Genomic DNA, 15,327 nt, shown 5'->3' on the forward strand with positions numbered 1-15,327 from the left:
GGGAAATCGCATGATGCATAAAGCCGTTCCACTCGGGATCTATGAAAAAGCTTTGCCTGCGGGCGAAGACTGGCTGATGCGCCTGACGCTGGCGAAAGAGCTGGGTTTTGATTTCGTCGAGATGTCGGTCGATGAAACCGATAGCCGGTTGGCGCGGCTTGACTGGTCACGCGAGCAACGTTTGCTGGTTGTTGATGCGATTTCTCGTACCGGCATCCGCATTCCGTCGATGTGCCTGAGCGCGCACCGGCGTTTCCCGCTGGGCTCTGAAGACGATGAAACCCGTAATCAGGGGCTGGAAATCATGCGTAAAGCCATCGTGCTGGCGCAGGATTTAGGCATCCGTGTCATTCAGCTCGCCGGTTATGACGTCTATTACCAGCAGGCCAACGATCATACCCGTGAGCGTTTCCGTGCTGGTTTGCAGGAATCCGTCGAAATGGCCAGCCGGGCGCAGGTCACGCTGGCGATGGAAATCATGGATTACCCGCTGATGAATTCGATCAGCAAAGCCTTGGGGTATACGCATTACCTGAATAACCCGTGGTTCCAGCTGTATCCGGACATCGGCAATTTATCCGCCTGGGACAACGACGTGCAGATGGAACTGGCGAGCGGTGCCGGGCATATCGTCGCGGTACACATTAAAGATACGCAGCCGGGCGTATTCAAAAACGTACCGTTTGGCAGCGGCGTCGTGGAATTTGAGCGCTGCTTCGAAACGCTACAGAAAAGCGGCTATCGCGGGCCTTATCTCATCGAAATGTGGAGTGAAACCGCTGCTGATCCGATGCAGGAAGTCCGCAATGCGCGCGCGTGGGTCGTGGATAAAATGCAGAAAGCCGGGCTGGATATGGGAGAAGTGGCATGACGGAATCACTGAAACAACGCGTCTTTGAAGCGAATATGGCGCTGCCTGCGTACGGTCTGGTGACTTTCACCTGGGGCAACGTCAGCGGCATCGACCGCGAGCGCGGGCTGGTGGTCATCAAACCGAGCGGTGTGGAATACGAAAAAATGCAGGCCAGCGATATGGTGGTCGTGAATTTGCGCGGTGAAGTGGTGGAAGGGCGTTACAGGCCGTCATCGGATACCGCTACGCATCTCGAGCTTTACGCCCGTTTCCCGGAACTCGGCGGCATCGTGCATACCCATTCGACCCATGCCACATCGTGGGCGCAGGCTGGCGTTGCGATCCCCGCGTTAGGCACCACGCATGCGGACTATTTCGCGGGCGCCATTCCGTGTACACGTCCGCTGTCGCGTGAAGAAGTGGCCGGTGAATACGAACTGGAAACCGGCCGGGTGATTGCCCAAACGCTGGAAGGCATTAACCCGCTGCACATGCCCGGCATTCTGGTGGCGCAGCACGGCCCGTTCTGCTGGGGAACCACGCCGGAGCTGGCGGTGCATAACGCCGTTGTGCTGGAAGAAGTCGCGAAAATGGCGTGGATCACCGGCACGCTGCAACGCTCGCAGCCTCCGATGGATGATTATCTGCTGCACAAACACTTCAGCCGCAAACACGGGCCGGATGCCTATTACGGGCAAAAATAGAAAATCATTACATAAGTTCTGAATCGCCAGCCAAACCCCCTCCCAACCTCCCCTGCGAAGGGGAGGGTTGGGGTGGGGTATTAATGACATCTCCGGCCATGCCGAAATTCCCTCAGACATGATTTCATGCATTTTTTGCCGTTCAGGCAGTGAGCATTTTTTCGGCATTGGGTTTATACATAAGTGTGTAGAGATCACACTTTTGCCCTTCATACTTCAAGTTGCAGGTGCGTTGGCTGCTCTTACTCACCCGAATCACTTACCTGTGTAAGCTCATCGGGATTCGTTCGTTTGCTGCCTTCCTGCATCTCGAATTATTTTGGGTAAATCACATTTGCATTTTTTCTCACGGAAACGTTCCGTCCCCACTGACAGAAAAGAGACTGCCCTATGTCGAAAATCACGCTCAAGCAGGATGTTTTTTTGGCGGCACTAACCCGCCAGTGGCAAGCGTTTGGACTTACTTCAGCCAGGGACATGACCCGGCATCAATGGTGGCACGCGGTCAGCGCCGCCGTGGCTGAACAACTCCCGCCGCAAAATGAGTCCGTGAGCAGTAAAAGTAAAAAGATCACCCGTCACGTTAACTACATATCGATGGAATTTCTGGTCGGGCGTCTGACCGGTAATAACCTGATTAACCTTGGCTGGTACGAAAAAATTGCCAGCGCGCTTGAGCCGTTTGATATCAACCTGACAGACCTGCTTGAAGAAGAAATCGATCCGGCGCTCGGTAACGGCGGGCTCGGGCGTCTGGCGGCCTGTTATCTCGATGCGATGGCGTCGGTCGGGCAACCGGGCACCGGCTATGGCCTGAACTATCAGTACGGTTTATTCCGTCAGCGCTTTGTCGATGGCAAACAAAAAGAGTCGCCGGATGACTGGCACCGCAGTGAATTTCCGTGGTTCCGCCATAACAGTTCGCTGGCGGTGAATGTTGGCATTGGCGGGAAAATCGTGAAGAACGAACAGGGTGTTTCCCGCTGGGAACCCGAATTTACGCTGCGCGGCGAAGCCTGGGATTTACCGGTGATGGGCTATCGAAACGGAATTACGCAGCCGCTGCGTTTATGGGAAGCCTCGCATCCGCACCCGTTTGATCTCGAAAAATTCAATGACGGCGAGTTTCTCAAAGCCGAGCAGCAGGGCATTGATGCGGCCAAACTCACCAAAGTGCTGTATCCGAATGACAACCATCAGGCCGGTAAACGCCTGCGCCTGATGCAGCAATATTTCCAGTGCGCCTGTTCGGTGGCAGATATTTTACGGCGTCACCATTTCCTTGGTCGCAAAATCAGTGAGCTGCCGGATTACGAAGTGATTCAGCTCAACGATACCCATCCGACCATAGCGATCCCGGAAATGCTGCGTGTTCTGATCGACGAACATCAGCTGAGCTGGAACGATGCCTGGCATATCACCAGCCGCACGTTTGCGTATACCAACCACACGTTAATGCCGGAAGCGCTGGAAACCTGGGACGAAAGCCTGGTGCGCAGCCTGTTGCCGCGACATTTCCAAATCATCAAGCAAATTAACACCAACTTCAAAAAACTGGTCAGCAAAACCTGGCCGGGCGATGAGGCGGTTTGGGCGAAACTGGCCGTGCATCACGACAAACAGGTAAGGATGGCGAACCTCTGCGTGGTGGCCGGTTTTGCGGTAAACGGGGTGGCGGCGCTGCATTCTGATCTGGTGGTCAAAGATCTGTTCCCGGAATATCACCAGCTGTGGCCGGAAAAATTCCACAACGTCACCAACGGCATCACACCGCGCCGCTGGCTGAAACAGTGTAATCCGGCGCTTTCCGCACTGATTGATGAACGCCTGAAAACGGATTCCTGGGTGAATAATCTGGATCTGCTGGAAGGTCTGGAAGACGGTGTTAAAGATAAAAAATTCTGTAAGCATTACCGCAAAATCAAGCACGACAACAAAGTCCGGCTGGCGGAATACGTCTGGCATCGCATGGGTATCAGGCTCAATCCGGATGCCATTTTCGATGTACAGATTAAACGCCTGCACGAATACAAACGTCAGCATCTCAATTTGCTGCACATTCTTTCGCTTTACCGCCAGATCCGCGATAACCCGAAACTTGATATCGTGCCGCGCGTTTTCCTGTTTGGTGCCAAAGCGGCGCCGGGCTATTACCTGGCAAAAAATATCATTTATGCGATCAATCAGGTCGCGGAGAAGATCAACAACGATCCGATCGTGGCCGATCGAATCAAAGTGGTATTTATCCCGGACTATTGCGTGTCGGTAGCGGAACTGATGATCCCGGCGGCGGACGTTTCCGAGCAGATTTCAACGGCAGGGAAAGAAGCGTCGGGCACCGGCAACATGAAGCTGGCGCTTAACGGCGCGCTGACTGTCGGCACGCTGGACGGCGCAAATGTCGAAATTGCCGAGCAGGTGGGCGAAGACAATATTTTCATCTTTGGCCTGACCGTTGATGAAGTGAAAGCCGAGCTGAAGAAAGGCTATAAGCCGAAAGCCGTGGTGAAAAAAGACAAACATCTCAAAGCGATTCTCGATGAACTGGCCAGCGGTTTTTATGCCAACGGCGATAAAAAGGCTTTCGACCTGATGCTCAACAGCCTGCTCGATGGCGGCGATCCGTATCTGGTTCTGGCGGATTTTGCGCAGTATTGCGAAGCGCAAAAACGGGTCGATGAACTGTATCGCAACGCTGACGAATGGACGCGCCGTACGCTGCTTAACACCGCGCGCGTCGGGATGTTCAGTGCCGACCGTTCAATCCGCGATTACCAGCAGCGCATCTGGCAGGCAAAACGTTAGGAGCAGGCATGGAGGATAAGCAACTTGTTGAGGCTGCGCGCCGGGCAGGTATTTTAGACAGCTTTATAAATATGTCGGATGAAGTGGAAACGGTGTCCAGCGAAACGCGGGCATCGCTGCTGGCGGCCATGGGGCGTGATCCGGAAGATGTGCCTGAGATCACGCCTTTGCCTGCGGTAAAAGTGTTTACGGAAGGCAAAAAAGTGCTGCTGACCCCGGAGGGCAGCGGCGCATTCGGCTGGCTGTTCACGCTTGAAAACGGCGACCAGACCGAAGGAACCGTTGAGGTTGGCAAGGTTCTGAATCTCAGCGCCGGATTGCCAACGGGTTACCATCAGCTGACGTTATCGCAAAACGGCAAAATCTGGCCGTGCCGGATTATTGTTGTGCCGTCACGCTGTTACGAGCCGCCCGCGCTGCTGGCAGGTAAAAAACTGTGGGGCGCAACGATTCAGTTGTACACGCTGCGGTCGGAAAATAACTGGGGCGTCGGCGATTTTGGCGACCTGAAAAAAATGGTGGAAGAAGTCGGTCAGCGCGGCGGCGCGTTCGTCGGGCTAAACCCGATACACGCGCTGTATCCGGCCAATCCTCTAAGCGCCAGCCCGTACAGCCCGTCGTCACGCCGCTGGCTGAATCTGGCGTACATCGACGTGAATGCGGTGGAAGAATTTACCGCCAGCGATTTGGCACAAAGCTGGTGGCATTCCATCGAAACGCACGATGCCTTGTTGCAGGCGCGCAGCACCGAGTTTGTCGATTATCCGCTGGTGATGCGGCTGAAATTAAATGCGCTGAAACTGGCCTGGCCGCTCTTTGGTGAATTGCCGGAAGCCAGCCAGCGCAAGCGGGATTTCCGTCGTTTTGTGCTGCTGGGCGGCGAAAGTTTACGCCAGCAGGCGCTGTTCGATGCGCTGCATGAACACCTGCGGGGATTAGATCTGGGATTGTGGGGCTGGCCGGTATGGCCCGACGCTTATCGTGACGCCAAAGGGGCGGATGTGGCGGAATTCAGCCAGCATTATGCCGGTGAAATTGAGTTCTACCAGTGGCTGCAGTGGCTGGCGCATACGCAATTTTCAGCGTGTTATCAGCGCAGTGTGGAGCTGGAGATGCCGCTGGGTTTATACCGTGATCTGGCGGTCGGTGTGGCGGAAGGCGGTGCGGAAACCTGGTCAGATCCGTCGCTGTACTGTCTGAATGCCACGATTGGCGCACCGCCGGATATTCTGGGGCCGCAGGGGCAAAACTGGGGCCTTCCGCCCATTGATCCTCACGAAATGAAAGCCCGTGCCTATCAGCCGTTTATCGATTTGCTGCGTGCAAATATGGCGGAATGCGGGGCTTTGCGCATCGACCATGTTATGGGACTTCTGCGTCTGTGGTGGATCCCGTTTGACGAAGAGGCGGGCAACGGCGCGTATGTCCGTTATCCGCTTGAAGATCTGCTCGGGGTGCTTGCGCTGGAAAGCCAGCGGCATCAATGCATGGTGATTGGTGAAGATCTGGGGACTGTGCCGAAAGAAATTGTCGCCAGCCTGCGTGAAAGCGGCGTCTATTCCTACAAAGTGCTGTATTTCGAGCACGATAAAACCTTCACCTATCGGCCGCCTGAAAACTATGTCGTTCAGGCGATGGCGACGGTGACCACGCATGATCTACCGACCTTGCGCGGCTACTGGGAAGGCGGGGATTTAACCCTCGGCGCGACGCTGGGCGTCTATCCGGATCCACAGGTGCTGGAAAAGCTGCGTGCAGAACGTGAGCGCAGCAAACAGGGATTGCTGGATGCGTTGCACCTGACGCATTGCGTGCCGAAATCCACCGGACATACGGCGGAAAAAATGCCGATGACGCCCGTGCTGAACCGGGGTTTACAGCGTTATCTGGCGGACAGCGCCAGTGCGCTGCTCGGGCTGCAACCGGAAGACTGGCTGGATATGTCGACGCCGGTTAACGTGCCGGGTACAAACACTGAATACCCTAACTGGCGGCGAAAACTGACGCACACCCTGGAAGCGTTGTTCAGCGATGAGCTCATTAATCTGCTGCTGGAGGATTTAAACCGCCGACGGTTAGCAACTTCTGAGTCGTCTGCTAAACCCCCTCCCAACCTCCCCCTTCGCAGGGGGAGGAGCTAAAAGCCAAACCTTGAGGCGGCTTCGGGCAACTCCCTCCCCTGCGAAGGGGAGGGTTAGGGTGGGGTATTAATGGCGACACCCGTATTCAAACCATAAAAAAAGCACCCAACGGAAGGGTGCTTTTTACATTCTGTCTGATTAACGGTTAATCAGTAGAAAGAGTGCTCGCCGCGCTGGTGTTCGGTCAGATCGCGAACGCCTTTCAGTTCCGGGAAGTTTTGCAGCAGTTCTTTCTCGATGCCGTCTTTCAGAGTGACATCAATCATAGAACAACCGTTACAACCCCCGCCGAACTGGAGAACCGCAATGCCGTCGTCGGTGATTTCCATCAGGGAAACACGACCGCCGTGGCTGGCCAGCTGCGGGTTAATCTGTGACTGCAACTGATATTCAACACGTTCCATCAGCGGCGCATCGTCAGACACTTTACGCATTTTGGCGTTAGGTGCTTTCAGCGTGAGCTGGGAACCGAGCTGATCGGTAACAAAGTCGATCACCGCGTCCTGTAAATAAGGCGCGCTGAGTTCATCGATGAAAGCGGACAGTTTCTCGAACTTCAGTTCGGTATCCGTCGCTTCCACGGCGTCTGGCGGGCAATAAGAGACACCGCATTCTGCGGTCGGCGTACCGGGATTGATCACGAATACGCGGATTTGGGTGCCTTCTTCCTGGCTTGCCAGCAATTTGGCAAAGTGCTCTTGGGCAGCATCGGTAATAAGGATCATAACATTCGCTCAATAGTTGACTACTCTAGTTGGTTATAATACGCCCTTTGTTTTTACCCGTCACCCTTCGCGTTGCCAGAGTGTTAGCAGCACGTGCTCACGTCTGTAATGTCCTGCAGATACACGCGATTTGCACTGAATTAACTCCCTGATTGATGAGCATTTTGCTGATTTCCCGCACCGTGCTGCCGGTGGTGACCACATCATCAAGCAGCATCACGTTTTTACCGTGTAAATCGGCATGGCAACTAAAGGCTTTACGCAGATTCCACTTTCTTTCCCGCTCGCTCAGGCTTTGCTGCGGCACGGTTTGCCGGTCGCGGCTCAGGGCGTACGGGCGGTATTCGCAGTGCAGCCAGCGGGCCAGTGGCCGGGCGAGTAATTCACTCTGATTGTAGCCTCTGGAGAAATAACGTTTCTGATGCAGCGGCACGCTGAGGAGGATATCCGGGCGCTGAAGATTGCCGGACCGCCAGCGCGCCAGCCAGCGCAGCAGAAACAGACGTGCGAGCGTGGTGTCCAGCTCGGGAAGATGGGCGAATTTGAGCCGGAGCACCAGCCCGCTGACCGGCGGTTCATACGGGCTGGCGAAAACCAGCGCGTCCCACGGCGGTGGATGCTGCAGGCAGCGCCCGCAATCGAGATTTCCTCCGGTGCCGGGTAATCCGCAGCGCGGGCAGCAGGGCGGTGCGGCGGGTAAATGTCGCAGACACAGACTGCAAATGCCCTGTATCGCCAGATGGAGCGGACACTGACATAGCCAACAGCGGCTGGCAATTGTTAGCATAGCGGCGGGTTCCTTTTGCCATTTTATGGATCGAACAATCAGACTGAAACGGACAATACGCTATGAATAAGCTTTACCGGGAGACAATCGGCGAAGGAGATCGCCATCTTGTGCTGCTTCACGGATGGGGACTGAACGCAGAGGTCTGGCGTTACACGGCGGAGCGATTTGCGCCGCATTTTTGTCTGCATCTGGTGGATTTGCCGGGCTATGGCCGCAGTGAGAATTTTGGCGCTATGACGCTGGCGGAGATGGCCGAAATCGTACTCGACGGCGCGCCTGAAAAAGCGTCGTGGATGGGCTGGTCATTAGGCGGGCTGGTCGCCAGCCAGGTTGCGCTGAGCGCGCCGAAGCGGGTGGAAAAACTGGTCACCGTGGCCTCCTCGCCGTGTTTTGCCGCGCAGGAAAACTGGCCGGGGATCCGCCCCGATGTGCTGCACGGTTTTCAGCATCAGCTGAGTGAAGATTTTCAGCGCACTGTGGAACGTTTTCTGGCATTGCAAACGCTCGGCAGCGACAGCGCGCGGCAGGATACGCGGTTGCTGAAATCTGTTGTGCTCGGCCAGCCGGTGCCGTCGGTGGACGTGCTGAACGGCGGGCTGGAAATCTTACGCAGCGTGGATTTACGCCAGCCAATGGCGGCGCTGACGGTTCCGCTTTTACGCATTTATGGTGCGCTGGACGGGCTGGTGCCGAGAAAAATCGTGCCGTTAATGGATGCGTTACTGCCTGATTCTCACTCGGAAATCATTGAAAAAGCAGCCCATGCGCCGTTCATCTCACACCCGGATGCTTTTTGTGAAATTGTCGAACGCTTTCTGATTACAGACTGAAAGCCAATGTAAAAATATTTGTCTAATTTCTGGCTAATTCCCAAGGGTGACTAATACTTAAGCCGATGATGACGGGGTAAGGCTGGCGTAAGTTTTTACGTGTACCTGTTTGCGTCTCTGGGGAGTTTACTGGTGTTTAACCATGAAGGTCATGCCAGCGCAAATGTACCTGCTGTTCATATCTTGACTGCTTTCTTTGAAAATTATTCATCCAATTTAGAGGTAATGTCATGAAATCAAATAAAATTATTATTGCAGCTGTTCTGGCAGGGTTATTCTCGGTCAACGCAATGGCGGCAGATCTGATTACAAAAGAAGAAGCCAAAGAAAAAGGCTATACCAGCCTGGGCGTGGTGACGACCAGCAATGAATACACTGCGCCATCGGACGCCAGAGAAGAGCTGGCAAAACTGGCGGATGAAAAAGGCGGTAAGTATTTCGTGATCATCGCCGCTCAGGAGAAGAAGAAAATCACTGCAACGGCTGAAGTGTTCAAATAATTCCTTTTTTCCTCTGCAAATCCGGGGGATGCCAGCGTGCATCCCTTTTTATTTTCATTAAATCTGCGTCATCTCACTTTTAAATATCACTATCCTTCTGATTTTAAAGAATTCTCTTGAATCATTACTCTGAGAGTAACGAAGTGTCTGTCCGCTTAATTGATAGAACTGACATAGATTCCTACACTTAGCAGGCTACTTAAACAGGTCAAATGTGATGCAACCGCCACTTGACTGAACTTCCCACCGTCCTCTTTGTTTCATCACGCCGGGAAAAATTCAGCAAGCTCAACCCAGGGAGGTTTGGCATGCCGCAACATCCGCAGACCACGAAAGCGTGGGACACCCGCCGCAATGAAAAACAACGGCGTATCGACAGTGTCCGTTCCGTGGCCGAGGGTAAAGTATTACCCACAGATAAAATTATTCCTGTCCTCGAAACGCTGATTGCCTCCGGCGACCGCGTGGTGATGGAAGGTAACAACCAAAAACAAGCTGACTTCCTTTCCCGCTCACTGGCGAAAGTGAACCCTGAAAAACTGCATGATTTGCACATGATCATGCCAAGCGTCAGCCGCGCAGAACATCTGGATCTCTTCGAACGCGGCATTGCCCGTAAGCTCGATTTCGCCTTCTCCGGCCCGCAAAGCCTGCGTATCGCGCAGCTGCTGGAAGATGGCCAGATGGAAATCGGCGCGATCCATACGTACATCGAACTGTATTCCCGTCTTTACGTCGATCTGGTGCCGAACATCGCCCTGATCGCCGGCTTCAAAGCAGACCGCAAAGGTAACCTTTATACCGGCGCAAGCACCGAAGATACGCCGGCGCTGGTCGAAGCCGCGGCCTTTAAAAACGGTATCGTCATCGCGCAGGTCAACGAACTGGTAGATGAAGAAACCGATCTGCCGCGCGTTGATATTCCGGGCGACTGGATTGATTTCGTGGTTGTCGCCGACAAGCCATTCTTCATCGAACCGCTGTTCACCCGCGACCCGCGTCTGATTAAACCGGTTCATGTGCTGATGGCAATGATGGCTATCAAAGGCATCTACGCTAAACACAACGTGCAGTCACTGAACCACGGTATTGGTTTCAACACCGCCGCCATCGAACTGCTGCTGCCGACCTACGGCGAACAGCTCGGCCTGCGCGGCAAAATCTGTAAACACTGGACCCTGAACCCGCATCCGACGCTGATCCCTGCCATCGAAAGCGGCTGGGTAGAAACGGTTCACTGCTTCGGTGGCGAGCTGGGGATGGAAGAGTATATCCGCGCCCGTCCGGACGTGTTCTTCACCGGCTCTGACGGTTCCATGCGTTCCAACCGCGCATTCTGCCAGCTGGCAGGCCAGTACGCAGTGGATATGTTCATCGGTTCCACCTTGCAGGTCGATGGTCTGGCGAACTCCTCAACCGTGACCCGTGGCCGTCTGGCCGGTTTCGGTGGCGCACCGAACATGGGGCATGACCCGCACGGTCGCCGTCACTCAACGCCTGCGTGGCTCGACATGATTGAAGAGCCGGATCCTATGGCGCGCGGTAAAAAACTGGTCGTGCAGATGGTGGAAACCTTCCAGGCCGGTGGCAAACCGACGTTTGTTGAAAAACTGGAAGCGGTCGATGTGGGTAAAGAATCCGGGATGCCGCTGGCGCCTGTGATGATTTACGGCGACGACGTCACGCACGTGCTGACCGAAGAAGGGATTGCGTATTTGTACCGCGCCCGTTCTCTGGAAGAGCGCCGCGCTATGGTCGCTGCGGTTGCCGGTATCACTGACATTGGTCTGGGCGTTGACGCCAAACGCGTTGCTGACCTGCGCCGTCAGGAACTGGTGGTCTTCCCGGAAGACATGGGGATTCGCCGCACTGACGCAACCCGTTCATTACTGGCGGCTGGCAGCGTGAGCGAGCTGGTTGACTGGTCCGGCGGTTTGTATAACCCGCCTGCCAAATTCCGCAGCTGGTAATTGATGATGCCGCAGACTTTAACGATTGGCGCTGTACTCACAGCGCAAGAGCTGGCCGAAAGGCTGGCAGACACGGCGACGCAGGCGCTGATCGACGAAGCGCGGCTTAGCCCGAAACCGGGGTTGGTGGACAGCCGGAGTTCCGGCGCACATCAGGATTTGACGTTAGACCTGATGGTGCGTTCGGCACGCAGTCTGACCCCGACTTTTTATGCGCTGGCGTTACACAGCTGGCAGCGCCCGGCGGATATCGCCCTGCGTCAGGAAGTTGGTCGTCTGGGCCGTGCAGGCGAAGCACAAATGATGGCGGAAACCGGCGGAGTGAATACTCACCGGGGCGCTATCTGGGCGATGGGGTTGCTGGTCAGCGCCGTTGCCATGCAGCCGGAAAATCTGATCCCGCAGCACATTGCACAACGTGCCGCGAAAATCGCGAAATTACCCGACGCCTTCAGCCCGAAAAAATTCAGTAAAGGTTCGCACGCCGTGCAGCGTTATCAGGTGCCCGGTGCCCGCGAAGAGGCGCAGAGCGGCTTCCCGCACATTCTCGATTGTGCGTTGCCGCAGCTTCATTACAGCCGCACGCGCGGTGCCAGCGAAAGCGAAGCACAGGTCGATGCGTTGCTGGCGGTGATGACACGGCTTTCCGATACCTGCGTGTTATCGCGCGGCGGATTACCGGCGCTGGAAGCCATGCATCAGGGCGCGCAGGCCGTGCTGGATGCCGGCGGACTTCAGACGTGCGCAGGCAAACAACGGCTGCGCCATCTGGAACAGCGGATGCTGGCCGATAACACATCGCCCGGCGGTGCCGCCGATTTACTGGCTGCAACCCTGTTTCTCGACCGCGTCAGCGTGGCCTGACTGAACCGGATACGAATTAACTAACATCAGTACAAAGAGGTGTTATGGAACGTTTTGAATTTAACTACCCGGCGGCAAAAGCGCTGCCAGGCCGCGCCGAAGCTGGCGTGGTGGGTTCCGGCGATTTAGAAGCGCTGTATGAACCAAAAGCAGCAACTGAGCTGAAAATTATTGTCACTACCTCCGTCGATGGCAGCCACAGCCTGTGGCAGCACTTTTTCGACCGTCTGAACGCCCTGCGCGAATTACCGGCAGGCCGTCTGGACATTAATGATTTTGGCGCCACACCAGGGGTTGCCCGTCTGCGTATCGAACAGGTCTTTGAGGAGGCTGAAAATGCCAACTGATACTGATCAGAGCTTTATCGAACTGAGCGCCCGTCAGCGCGCCCGCAAATTGCTGGACGCCGGGACTTTCCGTGAACTGCTGGGGCCGTTCGAACGCATTATGTCGCCGTGGCTGGAACCGCAGGGCATCGTCCCGCAGGCCGATGACGGCATGGTTGTGGCGAAAGGCCAGATCAACGGTCAGCCCGCGGTAGTCGTCGCGATTGAAGGCAGTTTCCAGGGCGGCAGCATGGGCGAAGTGTCCGGTGCCAAAATGGCCGCTGCGCTGGAAATGGCGGCAGAAGATAACCGTAACGGCATTCCGACTCAGGCAGTGCTTCTGCTCGAAACCGGTGGTGTGCGTTTGCAGGAAGCCAATCTGGGCCTCGCGGCTATCGCCGATATTCACGCCGCCATCGTTGATTTACGCCGCTACACGCCGGTGATTGGCGTGGTGGCCGGGACCGTCGGCTGCTTCGGCGGGATGTCCATCGCCGCGGCCTTATGCAGCTACCTTATTGTCACCCGTGAAGCGCGTCTGGGCCTGAACGGTCCGCAGGTTATCGAACAGGAAGCCGGTATCGACGAATACGATTCCCGCGACCGTCCGTTTATCTGGAGCATGACCGGTGGCGAAGTGCGTTATCACAGCGGTTTTGTGGATGCGCTGGTCAAAGACTCCCTTGCACAAGTGAAAGACAACGTGCTCGCCTTCATCAAAAAAGGCGTTCCGGCGACACATCGTTCTGATAATTATGATTATTACCTGCCAAAACTGACCGGTTTTGACACCGCGCAGCAGGCCAGCCGTGAAGTGACGGAAGCCCTGTTTAACCGGGAGGATCGCGCATGAGCAACGTAGAAAGCAACACCGTCAGCCGGGGTGATTACTGGTTTGCCGAACTGACCAAAGAGGCCACTCCGGTCAGCGGTCTTTGCCCTTCGGTGAAAGCCGCCGATGGCAAACTCAACGATCAGGCTGTTCGTTTCATTACGGTCGTACCGGATAAAAATAATCACTATCCGCGCGCAGCGGGCGGTGAAGTCGGTCTGCTGGAAGGGTGGACGCTGGCAAAAGTCGTTAACGACGCCATTGCCGCTGATGCAAACTCCGACACCAAACGCGCCATCGTGGCAGTGATTGATGTGCCAAGTCAGGCTTATGGCCGTCGCGAAGAAGCGTTTGGTATTCATCAGGCGCTGGCCGGTGCCGCAGGCGCTTACGCCAAAGCCCGTCTGGCCGGTCATCCGGTGGTCGGTCTGATTGTGGGTAAAGCGATGTCCGGTGCGTTTCTGGCGCACGGTTATCAGGCCAACAAGCTGATCGCCTTCAAAAACAACGGCGTCATGATCCATGCGATGGGGAAAGAATCCGCCGCACGCATCACGTTACGTTCTGTGGATGCGCTGGAAAAACTGGCGGCAACCATCCCGCCGATGGCTTATGACATCGAAAACTACGCCACTCTGGGGCTGCTGTCGCAATTACTCGACATCGCAAACCCGGACAGCGCAACACCCGACGACATCACGCGCGTACAAAGCGCGGTATGGCAAAACATCCAGGATGCTCGCAAAGAAGGCGTTAGCCTCAGCAACCGTCTGGGTGCAGAAAATCGCGCAAGTTCGCAGCGCGTTCGCCAGCAGATGCGTCAGGAATGGTAATTCGTTAACAACTTTCAGTCTCAACCGGTAACGCACCTGCAAACAGCGTGACGCAGCCGCATTTGCAGGTCCCGCCCCTGGCGTTCAGGGGCGAGGGCCTGCTGTTGTCTGCAACTGGACTGTCATACTAAAAAAACCATCGCACCGGCGCCGACTGAGCATTCATACTTTGCCTCAGGAAAAACGCTATGACTTACGTAATATTGCACGCGCTTGCCCCTATTTTCGTCATCATGATCCTCGGTTTTTATGCCGGGAAAGCGAAAATGGTGGATAACCAGAATGTCTCTTTACTTAATATTTTCGTGATGGATTTTGCTTTACCCGCTGCGCTGTTTGCAGCAACCGTACAAACGCCGTGGGCCGGTATTGTTGAACAATCACCGCTGATTCTGGTGCTGGTTCTGGCGATGTGGATCACCTATGCCGCGATTTACTTTATTTGCACCAAAGTGTTTAAGAAATCTCCGCAGGATGCTGCCGTTCTGACGCTGACTGTGGCGCTGCCAAACTACGCGGCGCTCGGCCTGCCGATTCTGAGCAGTGTTCTGGGTGATGCACCGTCAACATCATTGTCCGTGGCGGTGTCTATCGCCTGTGGTTCCGTGCTGATGACACCGTTCTGCCTGCTGATTCTGGAACGTGAAAAAGCCCGTCTGAGCGGCGAAAATCAGGGTTCATCTCTGGCATTGTTGCCGGTTCTGATGTGGCGTTCAGTGAAGAAACCGATCGTCTGGGCACCGCTTCTGGGTGTGATTCTGGCGGCATTTGGCATTAAAATGCCGGAAATTTTCCTGGCCTCAATCAAACCGCTGGGCCTGTCAGCGACCGCGTCTGCGCTGTTCCTGACCGGTGTTATCCTGTCAGCCCGTAAGCTGAAAATTAACGGTCCGGTGTTGTTGTCCTGTGTCGCGAAAAACCTGGTTCAGCCGTTTATCGCCTGGGGTCTGGTTCTGGCGTTCGGCCTGAGTGGTCAGGTGGCGGTGACCGCAATCCTGATGATTGCGCTGTCTGCCGGTTTCTTCGGTATCGTGTTCGGCAACCGTTTCGGCGTTCAGTCTCCGGATGCAGAAGCTTCACTGCTGATCAGTTCCGTGTTGTGTATTGTGACACTGCCGCTGTTCATCTCACTGACGGCTGCACTTCACTGATAA

14 protein-coding genes are annotated in these 15,327 nt (G+C 55.4%); 12 read left to right on the plus strand and 2 right to left on the minus strand.

The features are described from left to right. Positions 1-10: 10 nt before the first annotated feature. From KWG64_RS12470 to malQ, 4 genes are all read left to right on the plus strand, one after another. The gene (locus KWG64_RS12470) at positions 11-871 is read left to right on the plus strand and encodes an L-ribulose-5-phosphate 3-epimerase (protein ID WP_195814784.1); all 861 of its coding nucleotides are present in this window, start codon (positions 11-13) and stop codon (positions 869-871) included. Continuing rightward, positions 868-1,557 (plus strand): L-ribulose-5-phosphate 4-epimerase, encoded by a 690-nt coding sequence (locus tag KWG64_RS12475; protein WP_218522061.1) that lies wholly within the window; start codon positions 868-870, stop codon positions 1,555-1,557. The genes KWG64_RS12470 and KWG64_RS12475 overlap by 4 nt, the downstream gene beginning before the upstream one ends. A gap of 390 nt (positions 1,558-1,947) precedes the next feature. Continuing rightward, positions 1,948-4,362, plus strand: coding sequence for a maltodextrin phosphorylase (malP, locus tag KWG64_RS12480; RefSeq protein ID WP_218522062.1), 2,415 nt, complete (start codon positions 1,948-1,950; stop codon positions 4,360-4,362). A gap of 8 nt (positions 4,363-4,370) precedes the next feature. Beyond that, positions 4,371-6,503: a 4-alpha-glucanotransferase gene (gene malQ, locus KWG64_RS12485; RefSeq protein ID WP_218522063.1), complete on the plus strand. Its 2,133-nt coding sequence runs from the start codon at positions 4,371-4,373 to the stop codon at positions 6,501-6,503. Positions 6,504-6,652: 149 nt separating this feature from the next. Here malQ and nfuA read toward each other — a convergent pair whose 3' ends face one another. Next, a complete protein-coding gene (gene nfuA / locus KWG64_RS12490) occupies positions 6,653-7,228 on the minus strand; it encodes a Fe-S biogenesis protein NfuA (protein WP_120135273.1) in 576 nt (191 codons plus the stop codon). Positions 7,229-7,325: 97 nt separating this feature from the next. Then, complete coding sequence (gene gntX, locus KWG64_RS12495; RefSeq protein ID WP_218522064.1) at positions 7,326-8,015, minus strand: DNA utilization protein GntX; 690 nt, start codon at positions 8,013-8,015, stop codon at positions 7,326-7,328. A gap of 62 nt (positions 8,016-8,077) precedes the next feature. On the opposite strand from gntX, the gene bioH reads away from it, so the two are divergent. The 8 genes from bioH to KWG64_RS12535 all read left to right on the plus strand — a co-directional run bounded on the left by bioH (position 8,078) and on the right by KWG64_RS12535 (position 15,324). Beyond that, positions 8,078-8,848: a pimeloyl-ACP methyl ester esterase BioH gene (bioH, locus tag KWG64_RS12500; protein ID WP_218522065.1), complete on the plus strand. Its 771-nt coding sequence runs from the start codon at positions 8,078-8,080 to the stop codon at positions 8,846-8,848. Positions 8,849-9,078: 230 nt separating this feature from the next. Continuing rightward, on the plus strand, positions 9,079-9,348 hold the full coding sequence (locus KWG64_RS12505; RefSeq protein WP_195814778.1) for a YdgH/BhsA/McbA-like domain containing protein: 270 nt from the start codon (positions 9,079-9,081) through the stop codon (positions 9,346-9,348). A gap of 308 nt (positions 9,349-9,656) precedes the next feature. Continuing rightward, positions 9,657-11,318: a malonate decarboxylase subunit alpha gene (gene mdcA / locus KWG64_RS12510; RefSeq protein ID WP_218522066.1), complete on the plus strand. Its 1,662-nt coding sequence runs from the start codon at positions 9,657-9,659 to the stop codon at positions 11,316-11,318. A 6-nt stretch (positions 11,319-11,324) separates the two neighbouring features. After that, positions 11,325-12,182 carry a triphosphoribosyl-dephospho-CoA synthase gene (locus KWG64_RS12515; protein ID WP_218522123.1) on the plus strand — a complete coding sequence of 286 codons (858 nt, stop codon included), beginning with the start codon at positions 11,325-11,327 and terminating at the stop codon, positions 12,180-12,182. A gap of 44 nt (positions 12,183-12,226) precedes the next feature. Beyond that, positions 12,227-12,529, plus strand: coding sequence for a malonate decarboxylase subunit delta (locus KWG64_RS12520; protein ID WP_165060969.1), 303 nt, complete (start codon positions 12,227-12,229; stop codon positions 12,527-12,529). Then, entirely contained in the window at positions 12,519-13,361 is an 843-nt protein-coding gene (locus KWG64_RS12525; protein ID WP_195814774.1) for a biotin-independent malonate decarboxylase subunit beta, read from the plus strand. The genes KWG64_RS12520 and KWG64_RS12525 overlap by 11 nt, the downstream gene beginning before the upstream one ends. Further along, positions 13,358-14,173, plus strand: a complete 816-nt coding sequence (gene mdcE, locus KWG64_RS12530; RefSeq protein WP_218522067.1) for a biotin-independent malonate decarboxylase subunit gamma — start codon at positions 13,358-13,360, stop codon at positions 14,171-14,173. Before KWG64_RS12525 ends, mdcE begins: the two co-directional genes overlap by 4 nt. A gap of 188 nt (positions 14,174-14,361) precedes the next feature. Beyond that, entirely contained in the window at positions 14,362-15,324 is a 963-nt protein-coding gene (locus tag KWG64_RS12535; protein WP_195814772.1) for an AEC family transporter, read from the plus strand. The last annotated feature ends 3 nt before the right edge of the window (positions 15,325-15,327 follow it).

The organism is Rahnella sp. PD12R (genome assembly GCF_019200965.1).
Classification (GTDB): domain Bacteria; phylum Pseudomonadota; class Gammaproteobacteria; order Enterobacterales; family Enterobacteriaceae; genus Rahnella; species Rahnella laticis.

Excerpts from the sequence above, each read along its gene's own strand:
- KWG64_RS12470 (WP_195814784.1), top strand. The coding sequence starts at position 11 with ATGATGCATAAAGCCGTTCCACTCGGGATCTATGAAAAAGCTTTGCCT.
- KWG64_RS12475 (WP_218522061.1), top strand. The coding sequence starts at position 868 with ATGACGGAATCACTGAAACAACGCGTCTTTGAAGCGAATATGGCGCTG.
- nfuA (WP_120135273.1), bottom strand. The coding sequence starts at position 7,228 with ATGATCCTTATTACCGATGCTGCCCAAGAGCACTTTGCCAAATTGCTG.
- KWG64_RS12505 (WP_195814778.1), top strand. The coding sequence starts at position 9,079 with ATGAAATCAAATAAAATTATTATTGCAGCTGTTCTGGCAGGGTTATTC.
- bioH (WP_218522065.1), top strand. The coding sequence starts at position 8,078 with ATGAATAAGCTTTACCGGGAGACAATCGGCGAAGGAGATCGCCATCTT.
- malP (WP_218522062.1), top strand. The coding sequence starts at position 1,948 with ATGTCGAAAATCACGCTCAAGCAGGATGTTTTTTTGGCGGCACTAACC.
- gntX (WP_218522064.1), bottom strand. The coding sequence starts at position 8,015 with ATGCTAACAATTGCCAGCCGCTGTTGGCTATGTCAGTGTCCGCTCCAT.
- KWG64_RS12520 (WP_165060969.1), top strand. The coding sequence starts at position 12,227 with ATGGAACGTTTTGAATTTAACTACCCGGCGGCAAAAGCGCTGCCAGGC.
- mdcA (WP_218522066.1), top strand. The coding sequence starts at position 9,657 with ATGCCGCAACATCCGCAGACCACGAAAGCGTGGGACACCCGCCGCAAT.
- KWG64_RS12525 (WP_195814774.1), top strand. The coding sequence starts at position 12,519 with ATGCCAACTGATACTGATCAGAGCTTTATCGAACTGAGCGCCCGTCAG.
- malQ (WP_218522063.1), top strand. The coding sequence starts at position 4,371 with ATGGAGGATAAGCAACTTGTTGAGGCTGCGCGCCGGGCAGGTATTTTA.
- KWG64_RS12515 (WP_218522123.1), top strand. The coding sequence starts at position 11,325 with ATGCCGCAGACTTTAACGATTGGCGCTGTACTCACAGCGCAAGAGCTG.
- mdcE (WP_218522067.1), top strand. The coding sequence starts at position 13,358 with ATGAGCAACGTAGAAAGCAACACCGTCAGCCGGGGTGATTACTGGTTT.
- KWG64_RS12535 (WP_195814772.1), top strand. The coding sequence starts at position 14,362 with ATGACTTACGTAATATTGCACGCGCTTGCCCCTATTTTCGTCATCATG.